Origin of the sequence: Streptomyces sp. NPDC018029, assembly GCF_044327655.1 — a bacterium.
Taxonomy (GTDB): domain Bacteria; phylum Actinomycetota; class Actinomycetes; order Streptomycetales; family Streptomycetaceae; genus Streptomyces.
Window position 1 is genome coordinate 335,808 of sequence record NZ_JBIRFV010000004.1, and the last position, 17,241, is coordinate 353,048.

A 17,241-nucleotide genomic window follows, 5' to 3' on the forward strand; every position below is an offset into this window, starting at 1 on the left:
AGTTCTACGTTCAACTAAAGTCAGTGAACGAGGAGGTACCGACCATGCCTGCAGTGACTGTCGAGAACCCGCTGACCCTGCCCCGAGTGGTGGCGCCGGCCGACGCGACGCCGCGCCCCGTGCTCGCCGTGACCACGGCGCCGAGCGGCTTCGAGGGCGAGGGGTTCCCGGTGCGCCGGGCCTTCGCGGGGATCAACTACAAGTACCTCGACCCGTTCATCATGATGGACCAGATGGGCGAGGTGGAGTACGAGGCGGGCGAGCCGAAGGGCACTCCCTGGCACCCGCACCGCGGCTTCGAGACGGTCACGTACCTGATCGACGGAACGTTTGTGCACCAGGACTCCAACGGTGGCGGCGGCACCATCCGCAACGGCGACACCCAGTGGATGACGGCCGGCAGCGGCCTCCTGCACATCGAGGCGCCGCCGGAGGAGCTCGTCATGTCCGGCGGTCTCTTCCACGGCCTCCAGCTGTGGGTGAACCTGCCCGCCAAGGACAAGATGATGGACCCCCGGTACCAGGACATCCGCGGCGGCCAGGTCCAGCTGCTCTCCACGCCCGACGGCGGCGCGCTGCTCCGCGTCATCGCCGGTGAGCTCGACGGGCACGAGGGCCCCGGCATCACGCACACGCCGATCACGATGATCCACGCGACCGTGCGGCCCGGCGCCGAGGTGACGCTGCCCTGGCGCGAGGGCTTCAACGGACTCGCGTACGTCCTCGCCGGTCGCGGGACGGTCGGTGCCGAGCGGCGCCCCGTCCACATGGGGCAGACCGCGGTCTTCGGCGCCGGGTCCTCGCTGACCGTCCGCGCGGACGAGAAGCAGGACGCGCACGCCCCCGACCTGGAGATCGTGCTGCTCGGCGGGCAGCCGATCCGGGAGCCGATGGCCCACTACGGCCCGTTCGTGATGAACAGTCAGGCCGAGCTGCAGCAGGCCTTCGAGGACTTCCAGAAGGGCCGGCTGGGCTCGGTCCCCGCGGTGCACGGCATGTAGGTCCGGTCTCGTAGGTCCGGTCCTGTAGGTCCGGTCCTGTAGGTCCCGTCCCTGGCCGTACATAACTCGCGCGGCCGGTGACGCCGTGTTCGGGTAGGAGGGGTGAGTACCCTCCTACCCGAGCCCGCGCGCCGCACCGCCGCCTGGTGCGTCGTCGTCCTCCTCGTCACCGGCGTGGCCGCCGTGGGGATCTGGCTCTGCGTCACGTTCAAGACAGCCGTGACACCCGTCCTCCTCGCGCTCCTCGGCACCGCGCTCCTCGGACCGCTCTACCGGCGCCTGCTCAGGATGAAGGTCCAGCGCTCCCTGGCCGCCGGGCTGACCTGCGCGGCCGTCGTCGCCGTCGTCGGCGGGGCCACCTACATCGTGGTCAAGGCGCTGATCGACAGCGGCGACCAGATCATCGCCTCGCTCAAGCAGGCCGCGACGGATCTGTCCAAGTACTTCGGGGCGGCGGGCACCTCGCTCGACGACATGGCGTCCAACGCCAAGGAACTCTTCGGGAAGTTCGGCGGGACCGCCGCGTCCGGGGTGATCAGCGGCATCAGCACGGTCGGCGAGATGATGGCGATGGCCGTCCTCGCCCTGCTGCTCGTCTTCTTCTTCCTGCGGGACTCCGACCGCGCGATGACCACGCTGCGCTCCCTCGCGCCCGGCAACACCGCAGGCATCATCGAAGCCATGGCCCGGCGTGCCTTCGAGGCCATCGAGGGCTTCATGCGCGGCACGACGATCATCGCGTTCATCGACGCCATCTGCATCACCGTCGGCCTGCTGATCCTCGGCGTCCCCGGCGCGTGGGGCCTCGGCGCGCTCGTCTTCGTCGGCGCCTACATCCCCTACCTCGGGGCGTTCCTCTCCGGCGCCGTCGCCATCCTGGTCGCCCTCGCCGACCGGGGCTTCGTGATCGCCCTGTGGGCCCTCGGCGTGGTCCTGGCCGTCCAGGTCCTCGAAGGCCACATCCTCCAGCCCATGATCCAGAGCCGCACGGTGCAGATGCACCCGGCGGTGGTAATGCTGACGATCACAGCCGGAGCCTCGGTGGCCGGCATCCTCGGCATGCTCCTGGCGGTCCCCCTGACGGCAGCAGCCTTCGGAATCCTTTCAGAGCTACGAGGCACCTACACGCCCACGCCATAGCACCCCGAGAGCGCCCCGCCAGGGTCGCGGGGAACGGCGCGAGCACCCGCAGCCGACGACGGCGCTATTAGGGGGCGCGGGGAACTGCGCGAGCACCCACAGCGACGCCGCAGTCAACAACGGTGCTGTTCAGGGGCGCGGGGAACTGCGCGAGCACCCACAGCGGCGCCGCAGCCGAGGACGGCGCTGTCTCTAAGGGGCGCGGGGAACTGCGCGAACAACCACAGCGCCGCCGCAGTCAACAACGGCGCTGTTCAGGGGCGCGGGGAACTGCGCGAACAACCACAACGGCGCCGCAGCCGACAACGGCGCCGTTCAGGGGCGCGGGGAACTGCGCGACCAACCACAACCGAACCCGCAGGCAACAACGACGCCGCTACCCCACCCCGCCCTCCCCATCCCCGTCCCCCTCATAAAGCTCGAACCAAATACTCTTCCCGTCCCCCCGCGGATCCACGCCCCACGCCCCCGCGAGCAGCTCCATCAGAACGAGCCCACGCCCAGAAGAGGCAAGCTCCCCCGGCCGCCGCTTGTGCGGCAGATCATCGCTGCCGTCCGCCACCTCGGCCCGCAACCGCCGAGCCCCCGGCTCCCCGGTGACCTCGGCGACCATCAGGGCATCCCCGTCCGTGTGCACGAGCACATTCGTGAGCATCTCCGAGACCATCAGGACCGCCGAGTCGACCTGGTCGTCGTCGGCCCAGTCGTGCAGCAGGTCCCGCAGATGCCTGCGGGCCCCGGCGATGCGCTCGGGCTCGGCCTGGGCGATGGTCAGGACCGTACGACGGGCATCCGTGCGCTGCTCGGGCCGGCTCGTACGGCTCAGCAGCAATATCGCTATGTCGTCCTCGCGGCGATCGGCGAGCGGCCCCGTCGTGTGGTGCGACGAAGGCCCGTGCACGGCCTGCACGAGCGAGTCGGCGAGCTGCTCGAGCCCGCCGGACTCGCCCTCGCCCGCGTCCTCGCCCGGGTACTCCTCCAGGATCGCCCTGATCCGCGACCAGCCGCTGTCCAGGTCATGGCCCCCGGTCTCGATGAGGCCGTCGGTGCAGATCAGCATGGTCTCGCCGGGCTCCAGGACGAGCCGGGTCGTCGGATAGTCGGCGTCCGGGTCGATGCCGAGCGGCAGCCCACCCGCGGTAGGCCGCTGCAGAACCGTTCCGTCACCCATGCGTATCGCGGGCTCGGGATGCCCGGCGCGGGCCATCTCCAGGACGCCGGTCGCCGGGTCGGCCTCCACGTACAGGCAGGTCGCGAAGCGCGGGTCGTACGCCGTGCCCCCATCAGCGCCCGTGCCGCTCGACCCGAAGGTGATGGACTCGGTGATCCCGGAGAGGAAGCGCGTCGCGCGCGAGAGGACGGCGTCCGGACGGTGCCCCTCCGACGCGTACGCGCGCAGGGCGATCCGCAACTGCCCCATCAGCCCCGCCGCGCGCACGTCGTGCCCCTGCACGTCTCCGATGACGAAGGCGATACGGCCGCTGGGCAGCGGAATCATGTCGTACCAGTCGCCGCCCACCTGAAGGCCGCCGCCGGTCGGCACATAGCGGGCCGCCACGCTCATCCCCGGGATCTGCGGGCCGAGCATCGGCAGCATCGAACGCTGGAGGCCCTCCGTGAGCTCCCGCTCGGACTCCGCGACACCGGCCCGCGACAGGGCCTGCGCCAGCATCCGCACCACCGTCGTCAGGACGGAGCGCTCGTCGGGCGTGAACGACACCGGATACGTGAACGCCGCCATCCACGCGCCCATCGTGCGGCCCGCGACGGTGAGCGGCAGGAACGCCCACGACTGCCGCTCGAAGCGGCTGGCCAGCGGCCAGGAGGCGGGGTAGCGCCTGCGGTAGTCCTCCGGCGTGGAGAGGTATACGGCCCGGCCGGTGCGCACCACCTCCGCGGCCGGATAGTCGGTGTCCAGCGGCATCGCCGAGAAGGGCCCGTCGTCGCCGGGCTGGTGCCCGTGGTGCCCGATGATCGTCAGCCGCTCGCCCTCCACCCCGAAGACCGCGAGCCCGTCCGGCGAGAACCCCGGCATGGAGAGCCCGGCGGCGACCCGCAGCACCTCTTCCGTGGAGCGCGCCTCGGCGAGCGCCCGCCCCGCGTCCAGCAGGAACGCCTCGCGGGAGCGGCGCCAGTCGCCGGTGACCGGGGTGCGGGCGGCGGTGCCCGGCGCGGGCTCCGTCACCTCTTGCAGGGTGCCGACCAGTTCGTACGCCTCGGTCGCCCCGTGCATGACGGGCTTGGAGCGGCTGCGCACGGTGCGCAGGACCCGGCGCCCCGTCTCGTCCATGATCCGCAGCCGGGCCTCGGCGAGGGTGCCCTCGGCGACGGCGAGCTGGACGGTTCCGTAGATCTCGTTCCAGTCGACGGGGTGGAAGCGGGAGCGTACGCCCGCCTCCGACAGGGTCTGGGCGCGTGCGGGCAGCCCGAGGAGCCGGGCCGCCTCGGCGTCGAGCGTGACGGTCCCGGATGCGTTGTCCCAGCGCCAAAGGCCGGTCGCGATGGCGGCCAGGACGTCCCGTACGGGTGGCAGGGAATCATCCCCCACCTGCAGAAGGGGATCGTCGGTGCGCATTGACCCACTTTAGGAAGATGTACAGGCAAGGCGCCACCGATCCCGGCGGCAACCTGCCCCCGGGCGGGTGGCCCCCGGAGATATCCGGAAACCGATCCTCGGCCGGACGGTAGCCTTGTGAGCGTCTGCTCTCTCCCCTATTCGCGAAGACTGGATGAACGACGATGCATCGGTACAGGTCCCACACCTGCGGCGAGCTCCGCGCCTCTGACGTCGGCACCGACGTCCGGCTGAGCGGCTGGCTGCACAATCGCCGAGACCTGGGCGGCATTCTCTTCATCGATCTCCGCGATCACTACGGCATCACGCAGCTGGTGGCCCGCCCGGGCACGCCCGCAGCCGAGACGCTCGACAAGCTCTCCAAGGAGACGGTCGTCCGCGTCGACGGCAAGGTCGTCTCGCGCGGCGCCGACAACGTGAACCCGGAGCTGCCCACCGGCGAGATCGAGATCGAGGCCGCCGAGGTCGAGGTGCTCGGCGCCGCGGGCCCGCTGCCCTTCACGATCAACGCCGAGGACGGCGTGAACGAGGAGCGGCGCCTGGAGTACCGCTTCCTGGACCTGCGCCGCGAGCGCATGCACCGCAACATCATGCTGCGGTCGGCCGTGATCGCCTCCATCCGCTCCAAGATGGTGGCCCTCGGCTTCAACGAGATGGCGACGCCGATCCTCACCGCGACCTCCCCCGAGGGCGCGCGCGACTTCGTCGTCCCCTCCCGCCTGAACCCGGGCAAGTTCTACGCGCTCCCCCAGGCCCCGCAGCAGTTCAAGCAGCTCCTGATGATCTCGGGCTTCGACCGCTACTTCCAGATCGCGCCCTGCTTCCGCGACGAGGACGCGCGCGCGGACCGCTCGCCCGGCGAGTTCTACCAGCTCGACGTCGAGATGAGCTTCGTGGAGCAGGAAGACGTCTTCCAGCCCATCGAGAAGCTGATGACGGAGCTGTTCACGGAGTTCGGCGGCGGCCGCGAGGTGACGTCCCCGTTCCCGCGCATCCCGTTCCGCGAGTCGATGCTGAAGTACGGCAACGACAAGCCGGACCTGCGCGCCAAGCTCGAACTGCACGACATCACGGACATCTTCGAGGGCTCGGACTTCAAGGCGTTCGCCGGCAAGCACGTGCGCGCCCTTCCGGTGCCGGACACGGCGTCGCAGTCCCGCAAGTTCTTCGACGGCCTCGGTGACTACGCCGTGGAGCAGGGCGCCAAGGGCCTGGCCTGGGTGCGCGTCGCCGAGGACGGCTCGCTGTCGGGCCCGATCGCCAAGTTCCTCACCGAGGAGAACGTGGCGGAGCTGACCAAGCGCCTCGGCCTGGAAGCCGGTCACGCGGTCTTCTTCGGCGCGGGCGAGTTCGACGAGGTCTCGAAGATCATGAGCGCGGTCCGCGTCGAGGCGGCCAAGCGCGCGGGTCACTTCGAAGAGGGCGTCTTCCGCTTCTGCTGGATCGTCGACTTCCCGATGTACGAGAAGGACGAGGAGACCGGCAAGATCGACTTCTCCCACAACCCCTTCTCGATGCCGCAGGGCGGCATGAAGGACCTGGAGGAGAAGGACCCGCTCGACATCCTCGCCTGGCAGTACGACATCGTCTGCAACGGCATCGAGCTCTCCTCCGGCGCCATCCGGAACCACGAGCCCGAGGTCATGCTCAAGGCCTTCGAGATCGCGGGCTACGACGCGGAGACCGTCGAGCACGAGTTCGCGGGCATGCTGCGCGCGTTCCGCCTCGGCGCGCCGCCGCACGGTGGCATCGCCCCGGGCGTCGACCGCATCGTGATGCTGCTCGCCGACGAGCCGAACATCCGCGAGACGATCGCCTTCCCGCTGAACGGCAACGCGCAGGATCTGATGATGGGGGCGCCGACAGAGCTGGATGAGTCCCGGCTGCGGGAGCTCAACATTTCTCTGCGGAAGCCTGCGGTGCCGAAGCCTGCGGCGCAGTAGCGGTTACGTAATTGGCCCCGGAACCTTTGGTTCCGGGGCCTTTTGCTTGCCGTTCGCGTGCGGGTGCGTTGTGGCTGGGCGCGCAGTTCCCCGCGCCCCTGGGGCTGCGCCCCTACGGGCGCGCCCCTACGGGGCTCGGCTCAAGCCGCGTGGGTCGGGGAGGAGTTGGCTTCTGCTTCTGCCCACTCCGTTACGAGCTGTTCGTACAGCGCGCGTTCGTCGGGACGGAGGCGTCCGCCCGCGCGCAGCCACAGCGCACGGATGTCCTCATTGACCTCGTCGGCGCTGCGCCGGCGGTCGGGGGAGGGAGTCGTGGCCATGTCGTGAAGCTTACGTAGGCGGGTGTGAAGGCGGCGTCAATTTAAGCCTCCTCTCCGCATGACTTAGCTCACCGTGAGACATACCCCTCGTTTCAGTGGGCAGTCGTACCGGGCCTGAACCGCGCCCCGTTGAGCGCGACGGCGCCTGTCACCCCTCTTTCGCCGTCTTCTTCGCCATCAGCTCCACGGCCCGCGAGAAGCTGTCCGCCCCGTGCCCGGCCTCCACGACACGGCGGAACACGTCGTGCACGGCGGCCGGGAACGCGGTGTCGACGCCCGCGTCGGCGGCGGTGTGGACGACGTGTTCCATGCTGGCCAGGCCCATGGAGGTGCGGTCCACGTCACCGGCGTGGTTGTCCGCGTCGATGCGGGGCGCGTAGAAGTCGATGAAGTGGCCCATGCCTGCGAAGTTCTCGGTGGCGTAGGGGGCGATGTCCGCGGCGGTGAGGCCGTGCGCTTTGGCCATGGCGACGGCCTGCCAGTAGGCGATCATTGATGGCCAGAAAATGACCATGTTCAGCTGGTACATGAGCGCGGCGAGCCCCTGATCCTCGCCCCGGTAGTCGGTTTTGCCGGTGATGACTTCGAGGGCGGCGCGGTGCTTGTCGTACGCCTCGCGGGGACCGCTGTAGAACGTCGACGCGTCGGCGGTGCCGATGAGGGGCGGCGGGACCAGGACGCCGCCGGTCAGGTGCGTCCCGCCGAGCTCGGTCACCCAGCGGGCGCCGGCCCGCGCCTTCTCCGGGGTGTCGGAGCTGAGATTCACGAGGGTGCGGCCCGCGATGGCCGTCTTGGCGGGCTCCAGGATCGCGTACATGGCGTCGAAGTCGGTGAGGCTGAGGATCACCAACTCGTTGGCGAGCAGGGCTTTCTCGGTGCTGTCGGCGAAGACCGCCCCGCGCTCCACCAAGGCGTCGGCGCGAGACCGGGTGCGGTTCCAGAGGGTGACGTCGTAACCCCGGTCGAGGTAGGCGGCGGCCATGGCCTGGCCCATGGGGCCGAGGCCGATGACAGTGACGGACTGCGATGCGGAGGGCATGCGTGACTCCAGTCGGTAACTAGAACGATCGCTCTATCTAGCGCGTGAGGAGAACGTAGCACGCCTCTAGAACGAACGCTCTAACTAATTGGAGATAGGGTGGGGGGCATGCCCGAGAAGAGCGCTCCCACCACCCGCGACCGGATCGTCGTCGTCGCCGCCCGCCTGATTCAGCGGCAGGGCTATGTGGGCACCGGTATCAAGCAGATCGCCAAGGAGGCGGAGGCCACGCTCGGCTCCGTCTACCACTTCTTCCCCGGCGGGAAGGAGGCCGTCGCGGTGGCCGCGATCGCCTACAGCGCCGAGGAGTTCGCGGAGCTGCTGCGGGCGGGGCTGGCCGGCGACGACGCCCCGGGCGCCGCGATCGAACGCTGCGCGGGTGAACTCGCCGTCGGGCTGCGGGAGTCGGGCTGGGTCGACGGTTGCCCGGTCACGGCGGCGGCACTGGAGACGCTGGGCACGGACTCGGAGATCCAGCGGGTGTGCGCGGAGGCGCTGCGCGGCTGGGAGCGGATCGTGGAGGAGCGGCTGCTCGGCGCGGGGTTCGCGGCACAGGACGCGCGCGAGGTGGCGACGACCGTGATCGGTGCGCTGGAGGGCGCCGAGGTGACGGCCCAGGTCTCGCGCAGCGAGGAGCCGTTGCGGGTGGTGGGGCGGCAGTTGGCGCGTCTGGTGGGGTCGTACGGCGGCTGACGCGACGCCACGCGGCGTGGCGGGGCGGGCTCTTGGGCGACGTGCATTGGTATGCACCAATGACGTAGGGTCCTCGGCGCCATGCGGTGCATAGCCACCGCATGGCGCTTTTTCATGTCAAGACCCTTAATCCATGCTCCAAAGCGGAAGAACCACGTGAAAAAACGAATACGTGCCACCGTGCGCACCGCCGCACTCGGTGCCGCGGCGACCGCCGTACTGCTCAGCTCTACCGGCCTCGCGGCAGCGGCACCGGTGACACCGGCGGCTCCCACCCCCACGGTGACCGCGTCCCCGGGAACCACCGTGCCTCCGGAGGCGACGAAGGCGCCTGAACCCACCCGGACCCCGCAAGCCCCCAAGTCCTCCGCCGGGGCGGCCGAGAAGGGCAGCGGGAGCGAAGACGGCAAGGACGGCAAGGACGGCGAAGAGGGCAGGGGCAGCGGGCAGAGCAAGGGCGACGAGGAGGGGGAGCGGCTCAAGGCCACCCCCGAGGAGATCGCCGAGGCTCGCGCCGCCGAGGCCTACTGGACGCCCGAGCGCATCGCGGACGCCGTGCCCGCCAACCCCGACAAGGGAGTTGCGGACGGCCCGCCGACCACAGCGGGCGACATGCTGCGTGCCCCCTCCAGCATCAACAACAACGGCGTCGCCACAGCCGGTGTCTTCCTCATCAGCCAGGATGACGACCCGCAGTCGGACCCGGGCAAGCGCGACCAGTTCTGCTCCGCCTCCTCCGTCGCCTCGCCGAACAAGTCGCTGGTGATCACGGCCGCTCACTGTCTCAATGACAACGACCGGTTCCGCAACCTCGCCTTCGCGCCCGGCTGGAAGGCCGATCCGCAGCACAAGGGCCGGGGCGTCGCCCCGTACGGCGTCTTCCCGATCAAGAAGGGGAAGATCTGGATCGACGGCCGCTATCTGTCCCTCGGCACGCAGAAGGCCGATGACCTCGACTTCGCCTTCCTGCGGACCGGCCCGAACTCCAAGGGCCAGTTCCTGGAGAACGCGACGGGTATGGGCAACGAGCTGACCACGCTCCCCGCCGCCGGCAACCTGAACCAGAAGAACGTCACCCTGATCGGCTTCCCCGGCAGCTCCAAGTCGCCGCGTGTGTGCCCCAAGACGTCGACGAAGGGATACGCGGGGCGCTTCCTGGAGATCGCGTGCGACGGGTTCGCGCCCGGTGTCTCCGGTGGGCCGTTCCTGCGCAACTTCGACGGCAAGCGGGGCGACGTCATCGGGGTCATCGGCGGTTACAAGACCGGTGGCAAGTACGACAACGTCTCCTACTCCTCGCAGTTCGACGCCGACGTCGTACGCCTCTACAACCAGGCGGTGAACGACTACACGCCGGACAAGCCGTCCCGGATCGAAGGCATGGGCGACGCGGGCCTGTGGCGGCACGCCACCGCCGCGGCCACCGGCCAGTTCCACACCTCGTCGCAGCGGACGAAGGACGGCGACCTCGTCGTGAAGTGGTCCGACGGGGAGGTGACGCTCTACCCCGGCGACCAGTCACAGGGCTTCTACACCGGCTGCGCCAAGGACCAGCCGTGCGAGACGCGCCTGGCGAAGCCGAACAAGATGTGGGCCGACTACGCCGAGGTCGTCACCGCCGGCGACTACACCGGTTCCAACGCGTACGACCTGATGGTGAAGTGGATCGACGGCGAGGTCACGATCTACAAGGACATCGACGAGCACACGCAGCTGCCCACCTCCACCTCCGAGCACCCGGCGAACGAGATCACGATCGCCAAGGCGGGCTCGACGTGGAAGTACGCGAAGGGCATCGCGACGGGCAAGTACGGCGGCAACAAGTGGGCCGACGACCTGGTGGTCCGCTGGGTGGACGGGGAGGTCACCAAGTACACGAACGTCGACGGCGGCGGCTTCCACGCCGAGCAGCAGCTCCTGGCCCCCAACGCCCTGTGGAAGGAGCACGCCTCCGTCATCGCGGGCGGCGACTTCGACGGGTCGACCAACTCCGACTTCGACCTGTTCGTACGCTGGTCGGACGGTGAACTCACCATCTACGAGGACATCGGCGCGCACGGCCTCGGCAAGGAGAACCAGCTCAAGGCCGCGAACGGCACGTGGAAGCACGCGCGCGTGATCGTGCCGGGCGAGTTCGGAGGCAACCTCTGGGAGGACGACGTCTTCGTGCGCTGGTCCGACGGCGAGGTGTCGGTGTACGGCAACACCCAGGCGGACGCGCTGGGCCGCGAGTACCAGCTCGTTCCTCCCGGATAGGTTCGTTTCATGCGCATACGTCACGCACGCCGTCACGTCCTCTCCGCGTCCGCCACGGCTCTGGCCGTTCTGATGCTCACGTCGGGCTGTGCGGGTGGGGGGAGCGGGGGTGGCGCCGACTCGAGCGCGCCGCCGAAGCCGAAGAAGACGTCCTCCGGCGAGCCTTCCCCCTCGTCCGGCGGTGCCAGGCCCTGGGAGCCGGACGACGCGCTGCAGCGCGCGGAACGGGCTCTGGACGCGGCCGCCGACGACGGCACGGAGGCGGAGTTCGTCGACTCCGGTACGGCGTACGTCGGCTCGGGCCTGGACAGGTCCTTCCCGGCGGGCGGCGCGGACCCCTACCGTTTCGAGATCACCTGCGACGCCGACGAGGCCGAGGAGCTCACCCTGACCCTGTCCCGGGCCGGGGAGGAGCAGGCCTACGGAGTGGAGTGCGGGGACAGTGAGGCGGACCAGTTCAACCTTCCGCCGGGCAAGCCGTTCAAGGCCCGGGTTGACCCCGAGAAGGCCGGCGCGGGAGTCATCGCCTGGCGTCTGAACACGATCGCCGAGGGCGATGTGAGCGGTTGCGACGACGACATCGACGGCTGCGAGGGCTGAGGGCGCCCGCCCGCGAGGGCTCTACGGGGCTGCCTCGCCAAACGTCCCCCTCGCCTTGACTACTCGGAGGAGCTGGGCGAGGGGGGCGGGGGTGGTGAGCAGCTCGGTGGCGGGGTCGTCGCTTTCGCGGAGGTGGATGACTCTGCTGGTGACGGCCAGTTCTACGCAGGTGTCGCCATCACTGCCGTCGGAGAAGGTGGACTTCTGCCAGCACAATTTCTGGGTCATTGAGTTCTCACAGTTCCTTCGACAGGCGGTGGATGAAGTCACGCGATTGCGTAGGGCTGAGCGCCGCCTTCTCTACCTTGACGAGAAGGGCCCGCAGCCTTTGCAGCTGTGCTTCGGCATCGATGGGGCCCTTGTTGATCGGTGCGTCGCGTAGCCCGGTGTCCAGCTTGGGCACCGGGCCACCGACGTACATCATCGAGACTCCGGCACCAGCGAAGTGATCCTGGTCGACGGGGATGATGCGCACGCCGACGCGGTTGTGTTCTGTCAGGTCCAGGATCTGCCGCAACTGAGCGTGTGCAACACGGCGGTCGGATACACGGATGCGCAGAGCGAATTCATGGACGATGGCTTCGTACGGAGTGGGGCTGTCACCTTCGATGACCGTGCGCCTCTGCATGCGATGCTCTACGCGGGGCTCCAGCTCGCTGGCTGGCATCCCGGGGTTCACGTAGGAGTACACCGCGCGGGCGTAGTCCGCAGTTTGGAACAGGCCAGGCACGTGGGTGACGACAACTTCGCGCAGGAACGTCGCGTGGTGCTCCAGCTCGGCCAGGTCCTGGAACACTTGCGGCAGGACCCCTCGGTAGGCATCCCACCAGCCGCGAGTCCGGCTTGTGGCCATAGCCACCAAGGCGTCAACCAACGCCTCGTCCGTGCACGCGTAATGAGACGCGAGGCGACGCAGCCGTACGGCGCTCACGCCTGACAGCCCGGACTCGATGTGTGTCATTTGTGCCGCGTTCACGCCGAGCAGCGCAGCAGTGTCCCGCGCGGTCATGCCTGCGGCCTCGCGCAGTCTGCGCAGTTCGGTACCCAGGCGCACTTGCCGAGCGGTGGGGTGAGACCGCAACGCCATGCACTAGCTCCTTTGGACAACTTGCCTGCCGGAGTGCCTCGTTCGGGTGCCAGAGTACGACAACGACTTGCAGCACCTAAATATTGAGGTCTACCTTCGGTGACGCGTGGCACACGCTGCGAGACCGGGAGCCCGGAAGCGCACCACCCCGTCATGCCATGACGGACGTGACACTGCCACCGCCCAGAGCCCGCTGCGTCCGGTAACTCCCCTCACGTAACAGGAGTTCTCGCATGCCCTCAAGCGAACCCTGGGAGTACACCCTGTACATCCCCCACGACCCCCGCGCCGTCACCATCTGCCGCCGCACTCTGCGCCTCATCCTCAGCCTGCACTGCTTGCCGCAACTCAGTGACATGGCCGAGCTGTTGGCCACCGAGCTGGTCAGTAACGCTGTCCGTCACACCAAGGGCCCCGCCGCCCTTCGCGTCCGTTACCGCGACGGTGTTCTCCGCGTGGGGGCCTGGGACGCCGACCCCACGCCGCCCGCCACGCCTCCGCGCGCCGCCGACGCGGGTGAAGAGCAGGGGCGCGGCCTCGATCTCGTGCGGGCCTGTGCGGACGGGTGGGGCTGGTATCCGGGGGACCCGAGGGCCACGGAACCCGGCAAGCACGTCTGGTGCGAACTAAGTGCGGCGTAGCTAGCCCACCCAGTTCGGGTTGCCGGGCTGGTCGACGCTGACGGTGCGGCCGCTCGTGCTGGGTCCGGACAGCGTGCCGGTCATCGCGGACGAGAAGGAGGTCGCGAGAGACGTCCCGCTCGCCGTGTTCTCGGCGATTACGCATGGAAAGGGCCCGGATACCGCCGCCATACTGGTGGCACTGGCCGCCGGCCTGAAAACCATCGACCCCGACAGCGCGGCGGTTTTCGCCCAGCTCACCGAGTCAGGCCTGGTCGACCCCCAGGCACAGAAGATCTGGAGGGACCTGATGACGACGACCAACTATTTCTTCCGTCACGAGGTCGCCGAGAAGGTGCGGGAAGAAGGTCGCGATGAGGCGCGAGCCGAGGAACGGGGGCAGGCCATTCTGCGCACGCTCGACTGGCGCGGTGTCGAGTTGTCGGAGGCGGATCGGGAGCGGGTGCGGTCCTGTGGTGACCTGGACCGCCTCGCGGTGTGGCTCGACCGTTCCTACGAGGTGACCGACGCGGCCGGCCTGTTCGACGGCGACGAAGTCTGACGCCCTCCGACGCGGGAAGTCCCGGCGCCGCCACCCGGATCAGGGGGGGGCGACGCCGGGACTTCCCGGCGAAACATCACGTATCGCTACGCGGCGGGCTTTTCCTCCAGGCGGGGGAACAGGACCGCGCCCTTCGTGACCGTCGCGCCCGCGGGGAGCGTGCCCCACGTGCCGGCGGCGCGGACGTCCTGGTCGGCGAGGGCGCCGAGGAGGGGCTCCGCGCCGAGGGAGTCCCAGAGCTTCTGGGAGGTCTCCGGCATGATCGGGTTGAGGAGGACCGCCACCGCGCGGAGGGACTCCGCCGCCGTGTAGAGGATCGTCGCCAGGCGGGCCTTGCCCTCCGGGCTGTCGTCCTTGGCGACCTTCCACGGCTCCTGCTCCGTGATGTAGCCGTTGACCTGCTTCACGAAGTCGAAGATCGCCAGGATGCCGCCCTGGAAGTCCAGCTCCTCGCCGATCGCGCGGTCCGCGGTCGCGACGGCCTTGGCGAGGCCGTCCTGGACCGCCTGCTCGGCCTCGCCGGCAGCCGTCGCCTCGGGCAGGGTGCCGCCGAAGTACTTGCCGACCATCGCCGCGACGCGCGAGGCGAGGTTGCCGTAGTCGTTCGCCAGCTCGCTGGTGTAGCGGGCCGTGAAGTCCTCCCACGAGAACGAGCCGTCGCTGCCGAACGCGATGGCGCGCAGGAAGTACCAGCGGTACGCGTCCACGCCGAAGTGGGACGTCAGGTCCTGGGGCTTGATGCCGGTCAGGTTCGACTTCGACATCTTCTCGCCGCCGACCATCAGCCAGCCGTTCGCGGCGACCTTGCCGGGCACGGGCAGGCCCTGCGCGAGCAGCATCGCGGGCCAGATCACCGCGTGGAAGCGGAGGATGTCCTTGCCGACGAGGTGGACGTTCGCGGGGAAGGTCGAGGCGAACTTCTGCTCGTCCGCGCCGTAGCCGACGGCCGTCGCGTAGTTCAGGAGGGCGTCGACCCAGACGTAGATGACGTGCTTGTCGTCCCAGGGAACCTTGACGCCCCAGTCGAACGTCGAGCGCGAGATGGAGAGGTCCTGGAGGCCCTGCTTGACGAAGTTCACGACTTCGTTGCGCGCGGACTCCGGCTGGATGAAGCCCGGGTTCGCCTCGTACAGGGCGAGGAGCCTGTCGCCGTACTCGCTCAGCTTGAAGAAGTAGTTCTCCTCCTTGAGGAGCTCCACCGGCTTCTTGTGGATCGGGCAGAGCTTCGTGCCGTCCTCGGCCTCGATGAGGTCGCCGGGGAGCTTGTACTCCTCGCAGCCCACGCAGTACGGGCCCTCATAGCCGCCCTTGTAGATCTCGCCCTTGTCGTAGAGATCCTGGACGAACTCCTGCACGCGGTCCGTGTGACGCTTCTCCGTCGTACGGATGAAGTCGTCGTTCGCGATGTTCAGGTGCTCCCAGAGGGGCTTCCAGGCCTCGGTGACGAGCTTGTCGCACCACTCCTGGGGGGTGACGTCGTTCGCCTCGGCCGTGCGCATGATCTTCTGACCGTGCTCGTCCGTGCCGGTGAGGTACCACACCTTCTCGCCGCGCTGACGGTGCCAGCGCGTGAGCACGTCCCCTGCAACGGTCGTGTAGGCGTGGCCCAGGTGAGGAGCGTCGTTGACGTAGTAAATGGGGGTCGTCACGTAGAACGCCTTCGCGTCTTCGCTCGTCCCCTGCTTCTCGGATCCAGTGGCCGCCATGGTCGAAATCCTAACGGCCCTGCGAAGATCCACTCACCTCGATTCCAGGGGGTGGACCGGTGGCTTCCGGTCCAGCCCCTGGGGTGGCGTACGACCGGTTACGGGCGCCAGGACGCCAGCAGGCCCTCGTACAGCTCCTTGTCCGTGAGCTCGCGCGGGGCCGGGCCCGCGTGGAAGAAGGCCGCGTTGTCGGCCTTCAGCTTGCGGAGGTAGTCGAAGCCCTTCGCGTCGTGCTCGCCGAACGCCACGAACTGGAAGAAGAGGGGGTGCTCGGCGGCGTCCTTCAGGGCCTGGGTCGCCGGGCCCTTCGCGTCGGGGGCGCCGTCCGTCTGGAAGATCACCAGGGCGGGGGTGCCGTTCTCCTTGTGCTCCGACTTCTCGTAGTGCGCCACGACCTCTTCGATCGCGCGGTGGTAGCTGGTGCGGCCCATGTGGCCCGCGGCGGCGTGCAGCTCGTCGATGCGGCCCTCGTGCTCGGGGAGCGTGAGGGTGCCGGTGCCGTCGATCTCCGTGGAGAAGAAGACGACGTGCACGGTGGCTTCGGGGTCCGTGTGGGCGGAGAGGGCGAGGACCTGTTCGCCGAGGCTCTGGGCCGAGCCGTCCTTGTAGTACGGGCGCATGGAGCCGGAGCGGTCGAGGACCAGGTAGACCTGGGCTCGGGTTCCTGTGAGGTTGTTCTTCTTCAGGGCGGCGGCTGCGGCTTTGTATGCGTTGGCTAGCCCCGGGGCTTTGGACCTCACCTTTGCCGCGGAGACGGCGGGCTTTCCCTTGGCCGGGGTGGGGTTGCCGCCCGCGTCCGGGGTTGCCTGAGCCTTCGGCTCGGGGTTGGCCTCGGGGGTGGCCTGAGCCTTCGGCTCGGGGTCGGCCTCAGGGGCGCCTTCGTTGTCGGTGCTCGGCACCGGGGGCTGTGCCCACCCGTCCCGCCCAGCGGGACGATTGCCCACAGCGGTAGCGGCTTCCGCCTCGGGCTCGTCCGCAGCGGGGGCAGGAGCGGGCTCGGCCTTGGCCTGGGGCTCGTCCGCAGAGGGAGCGGGCTCGGTCTCGGTCTTCGGCTCGTCCGCCGTGGGGGCGGTGGCGGCATCCGGCTCGGGGTCCGCCTGAGCCTTCGGCTCGGGGGCAGTGTCAGGAGCTACCTCGGCCTTCGGCTCGGGAGCCGCCTCAGCCTTCGGCTCGGGGGCAGCGTCAGGAGTTGCCTCGGCCTCCGGCTCGGGGGCCGTGTTCGGCGGCGCCGGCTGCTGGGGGACCGTTACGTTGTCGAATGCTGCTGCCACCAGGTCGTCCACCGTGGAGGGGGACGGTTCCGGGCTCGGGGAGGGGACCGAGGCCTTGGGGGGCGGGGTCGGCTCGGGGGACGGGGACGGGAGGGTCACCGGCTCCGAGGCTGCCGCATCCTGCTCCGGCGCAGTCGCACGCTCAGGCTCCCGTGCCTCCGGAACGCTCTCCTTGCGTGATCGTCCGAACGCGTTCCGCAGGCGGTTCAGAATGCCCATGTGCGCAACCCTTCGCGTGAGTTGATTCCCGAAAATCCCTGGCCAGGGCGGACACGTAAGGTTAGCCGCCGCTGTGGGCGATCTTGGGCAGGGTCATCGACCGGCACGGGACTCCTCCTCCGCCCACATCAGCCCACTGCCGGCCTGGCCTCAACTTCTTCCCGTGCGTCGCGGATTCACTCTCCGTTCACCCTCCGGCCGTCGTTATG

15 protein-coding genes are annotated in these 17,241 nt (G+C 69.2%); 8 read left to right on the forward strand and 7 right to left on the reverse strand.

What is annotated here, in order from left to right; translation table 11 throughout:
* Nucleotides 1-44 precede the first annotated feature (44 nt).
* Both ACH4D5_RS14415 and ACH4D5_RS14420 read left to right on the forward strand, forming a co-directional pair.
* Nucleotides 45-1,001: a pirin family protein gene (locus tag ACH4D5_RS14415; RefSeq protein ID WP_398301976.1), complete on the forward strand. Its 957-nt coding sequence runs from the start codon at nt 45-47 to the stop codon at nt 999-1,001.
* Nucleotides 1,002-1,103: 102 nt separating this feature from the next.
* The gene (locus ACH4D5_RS14420; RefSeq protein WP_398301978.1) at nt 1,104-2,141 is read left to right on the forward strand and encodes an AI-2E family transporter; all 1,038 of its coding nucleotides are present in this window, start codon (nt 1,104-1,106) and stop codon (nt 2,139-2,141) included.
* Between the two features lie 376 nt (nt 2,142-2,517).
* Here the strand turns inward: ACH4D5_RS14420 and ACH4D5_RS14425 are convergent, their stop codons facing one another.
* A complete protein-coding gene (locus tag ACH4D5_RS14425) occupies nt 2,518-4,716 on the reverse strand; it encodes a SpoIIE family protein phosphatase (RefSeq protein WP_398301980.1) in 2,199 nt (732 codons plus the stop codon).
* A 164-nt stretch (nt 4,717-4,880) separates the two neighbouring features.
* Here ACH4D5_RS14425 and aspS point away from each other — a divergent pair, with 164 nt between their 5' ends.
* Entirely contained in the window at nt 4,881-6,659 is a 1,779-nt protein-coding gene (gene aspS, locus ACH4D5_RS14430) for an aspartate--tRNA ligase (protein ID WP_398301982.1), read from the forward strand.
* A gap of 140 nt (nt 6,660-6,799) precedes the next feature.
* Here aspS and ACH4D5_RS14435 read toward each other — a convergent pair whose 3' ends face one another.
* Nucleotides 6,800-6,979: a hypothetical protein gene (locus ACH4D5_RS14435; protein WP_398301984.1), complete on the reverse strand. Its 180-nt coding sequence runs from the start codon at nt 6,977-6,979 to the stop codon at nt 6,800-6,802.
* A 148-nt stretch (nt 6,980-7,127) separates the two neighbouring features.
* A complete protein-coding gene (locus tag ACH4D5_RS14440) occupies nt 7,128-8,018 on the reverse strand; it encodes an NAD(P)-dependent oxidoreductase (protein ID WP_398301986.1) in 891 nt (296 codons plus the stop codon).
* Between the two features lie 108 nt (nt 8,019-8,126).
* Between ACH4D5_RS14440 and ACH4D5_RS14445 the strand changes: the two genes are divergently transcribed.
* The 3 genes from ACH4D5_RS14445 to ACH4D5_RS14455 all read left to right on the forward strand — a co-directional run bounded on the left by ACH4D5_RS14445 (nt 8,127) and on the right by ACH4D5_RS14455 (nt 11,567).
* Entirely contained in the window at nt 8,127-8,711 is a 585-nt protein-coding gene (locus ACH4D5_RS14445) for a TetR/AcrR family transcriptional regulator (RefSeq protein WP_398301988.1), read from the forward strand.
* Nucleotides 8,712-8,891: 180 nt separating this feature from the next.
* Nucleotides 8,892-10,967 carry a trypsin-like serine peptidase gene (locus ACH4D5_RS14450; RefSeq protein ID WP_398301990.1) on the forward strand — a complete coding sequence of 692 codons (2,076 nt, stop codon included), beginning with the start codon at nt 8,892-8,894 and terminating at the stop codon, nt 10,965-10,967.
* 9 nt (nt 10,968-10,976) lie between these two features.
* Complete coding sequence (locus ACH4D5_RS14455) at nt 10,977-11,567, forward strand: hypothetical protein (RefSeq protein WP_398301992.1); 591 nt, start codon at nt 10,977-10,979, stop codon at nt 11,565-11,567.
* A gap of 21 nt (nt 11,568-11,588) precedes the next feature.
* Here ACH4D5_RS14455 and ACH4D5_RS14460 read toward each other — a convergent pair whose 3' ends face one another.
* Both ACH4D5_RS14460 and ACH4D5_RS14465 read right to left on the reverse strand, forming a co-directional pair.
* Complete coding sequence (locus tag ACH4D5_RS14460) at nt 11,589-11,795, reverse strand: DUF397 domain-containing protein (protein WP_398301994.1); 207 nt, start codon at nt 11,793-11,795, stop codon at nt 11,589-11,591.
* A gap of 7 nt (nt 11,796-11,802) precedes the next feature.
* Nucleotides 11,803-12,654: a helix-turn-helix domain-containing protein gene (locus ACH4D5_RS14465; protein WP_398301996.1), complete on the reverse strand. Its 852-nt coding sequence runs from the start codon at nt 12,652-12,654 to the stop codon at nt 11,803-11,805.
* A gap of 233 nt (nt 12,655-12,887) precedes the next feature.
* Here ACH4D5_RS14465 and ACH4D5_RS14470 point away from each other — a divergent pair, with 233 nt between their 5' ends.
* Nucleotides 12,888-13,295 (forward strand): ATP-binding protein, encoded by a 408-nt coding sequence (locus ACH4D5_RS14470; protein ID WP_398301998.1) that lies wholly within the window; start codon nt 12,888-12,890, stop codon nt 13,293-13,295.
* 19 nt (nt 13,296-13,314) lie between these two features.
* Nucleotides 13,315-13,836, forward strand: coding sequence for a hypothetical protein (locus tag ACH4D5_RS14475; RefSeq protein WP_398302000.1), 522 nt, complete (start codon nt 13,315-13,317; stop codon nt 13,834-13,836).
* Between the two features lie 86 nt (nt 13,837-13,922).
* Here the strand turns inward: ACH4D5_RS14475 and metG are convergent, their stop codons facing one another.
* Together metG and ACH4D5_RS14485 are read right to left on the reverse strand one after the other, a co-directional pair.
* Nucleotides 13,923-15,542 (reverse strand): methionine--tRNA ligase, encoded by a 1,620-nt coding sequence (gene metG / locus ACH4D5_RS14480; protein ID WP_398302002.1) that lies wholly within the window; start codon nt 15,540-15,542, stop codon nt 13,923-13,925.
* A gap of 98 nt (nt 15,543-15,640) precedes the next feature.
* Nucleotides 15,641-16,912: a VWA domain-containing protein gene (locus ACH4D5_RS14485; protein ID WP_398302004.1), complete on the reverse strand. Its 1,272-nt coding sequence runs from the start codon at nt 16,910-16,912 to the stop codon at nt 15,641-15,643.
* Nucleotides 16,913-17,241: the final 329 nt, after the last annotated feature.

Excerpts from the sequence above, each read along its gene's own strand:
- ACH4D5_RS14415 (WP_398301976.1), top strand. The coding sequence starts at position 45 with ATGCCTGCAGTGACTGTCGAGAACCCGCTGACCCTGCCCCGAGTGGTG.
- ACH4D5_RS14425 (WP_398301980.1), bottom strand. The coding sequence starts at position 4,716 with ATGCGCACCGACGATCCCCTTCTGCAGGTGGGGGATGATTCCCTGCCA.
- aspS (WP_398301982.1), top strand. The coding sequence starts at position 4,881 with ATGCATCGGTACAGGTCCCACACCTGCGGCGAGCTCCGCGCCTCTGAC.
- ACH4D5_RS14435 (WP_398301984.1), bottom strand. The coding sequence starts at position 6,979 with ATGGCCACGACTCCCTCCCCCGACCGCCGGCGCAGCGCCGACGAGGTC.
- ACH4D5_RS14440 (WP_398301986.1), bottom strand. The coding sequence starts at position 8,018 with ATGCCCTCCGCATCGCAGTCCGTCACTGTCATCGGCCTCGGCCCCATG.
- ACH4D5_RS14445 (WP_398301988.1), top strand. The coding sequence starts at position 8,127 with ATGCCCGAGAAGAGCGCTCCCACCACCCGCGACCGGATCGTCGTCGTC.
- ACH4D5_RS14455 (WP_398301992.1), top strand. The coding sequence starts at position 10,977 with ATGCGCATACGTCACGCACGCCGTCACGTCCTCTCCGCGTCCGCCACG.
- ACH4D5_RS14460 (WP_398301994.1), bottom strand. The coding sequence starts at position 11,795 with ATGACCCAGAAATTGTGCTGGCAGAAGTCCACCTTCTCCGACGGCAGT.
- ACH4D5_RS14465 (WP_398301996.1), bottom strand. The coding sequence starts at position 12,654 with ATGGCGTTGCGGTCTCACCCCACCGCTCGGCAAGTGCGCCTGGGTACC.
- ACH4D5_RS14470 (WP_398301998.1), top strand. The coding sequence starts at position 12,888 with ATGCCCTCAAGCGAACCCTGGGAGTACACCCTGTACATCCCCCACGAC.
- metG (WP_398302002.1), bottom strand. The coding sequence starts at position 15,542 with ATGGCGGCCACTGGATCCGAGAAGCAGGGGACGAGCGAAGACGCGAAG.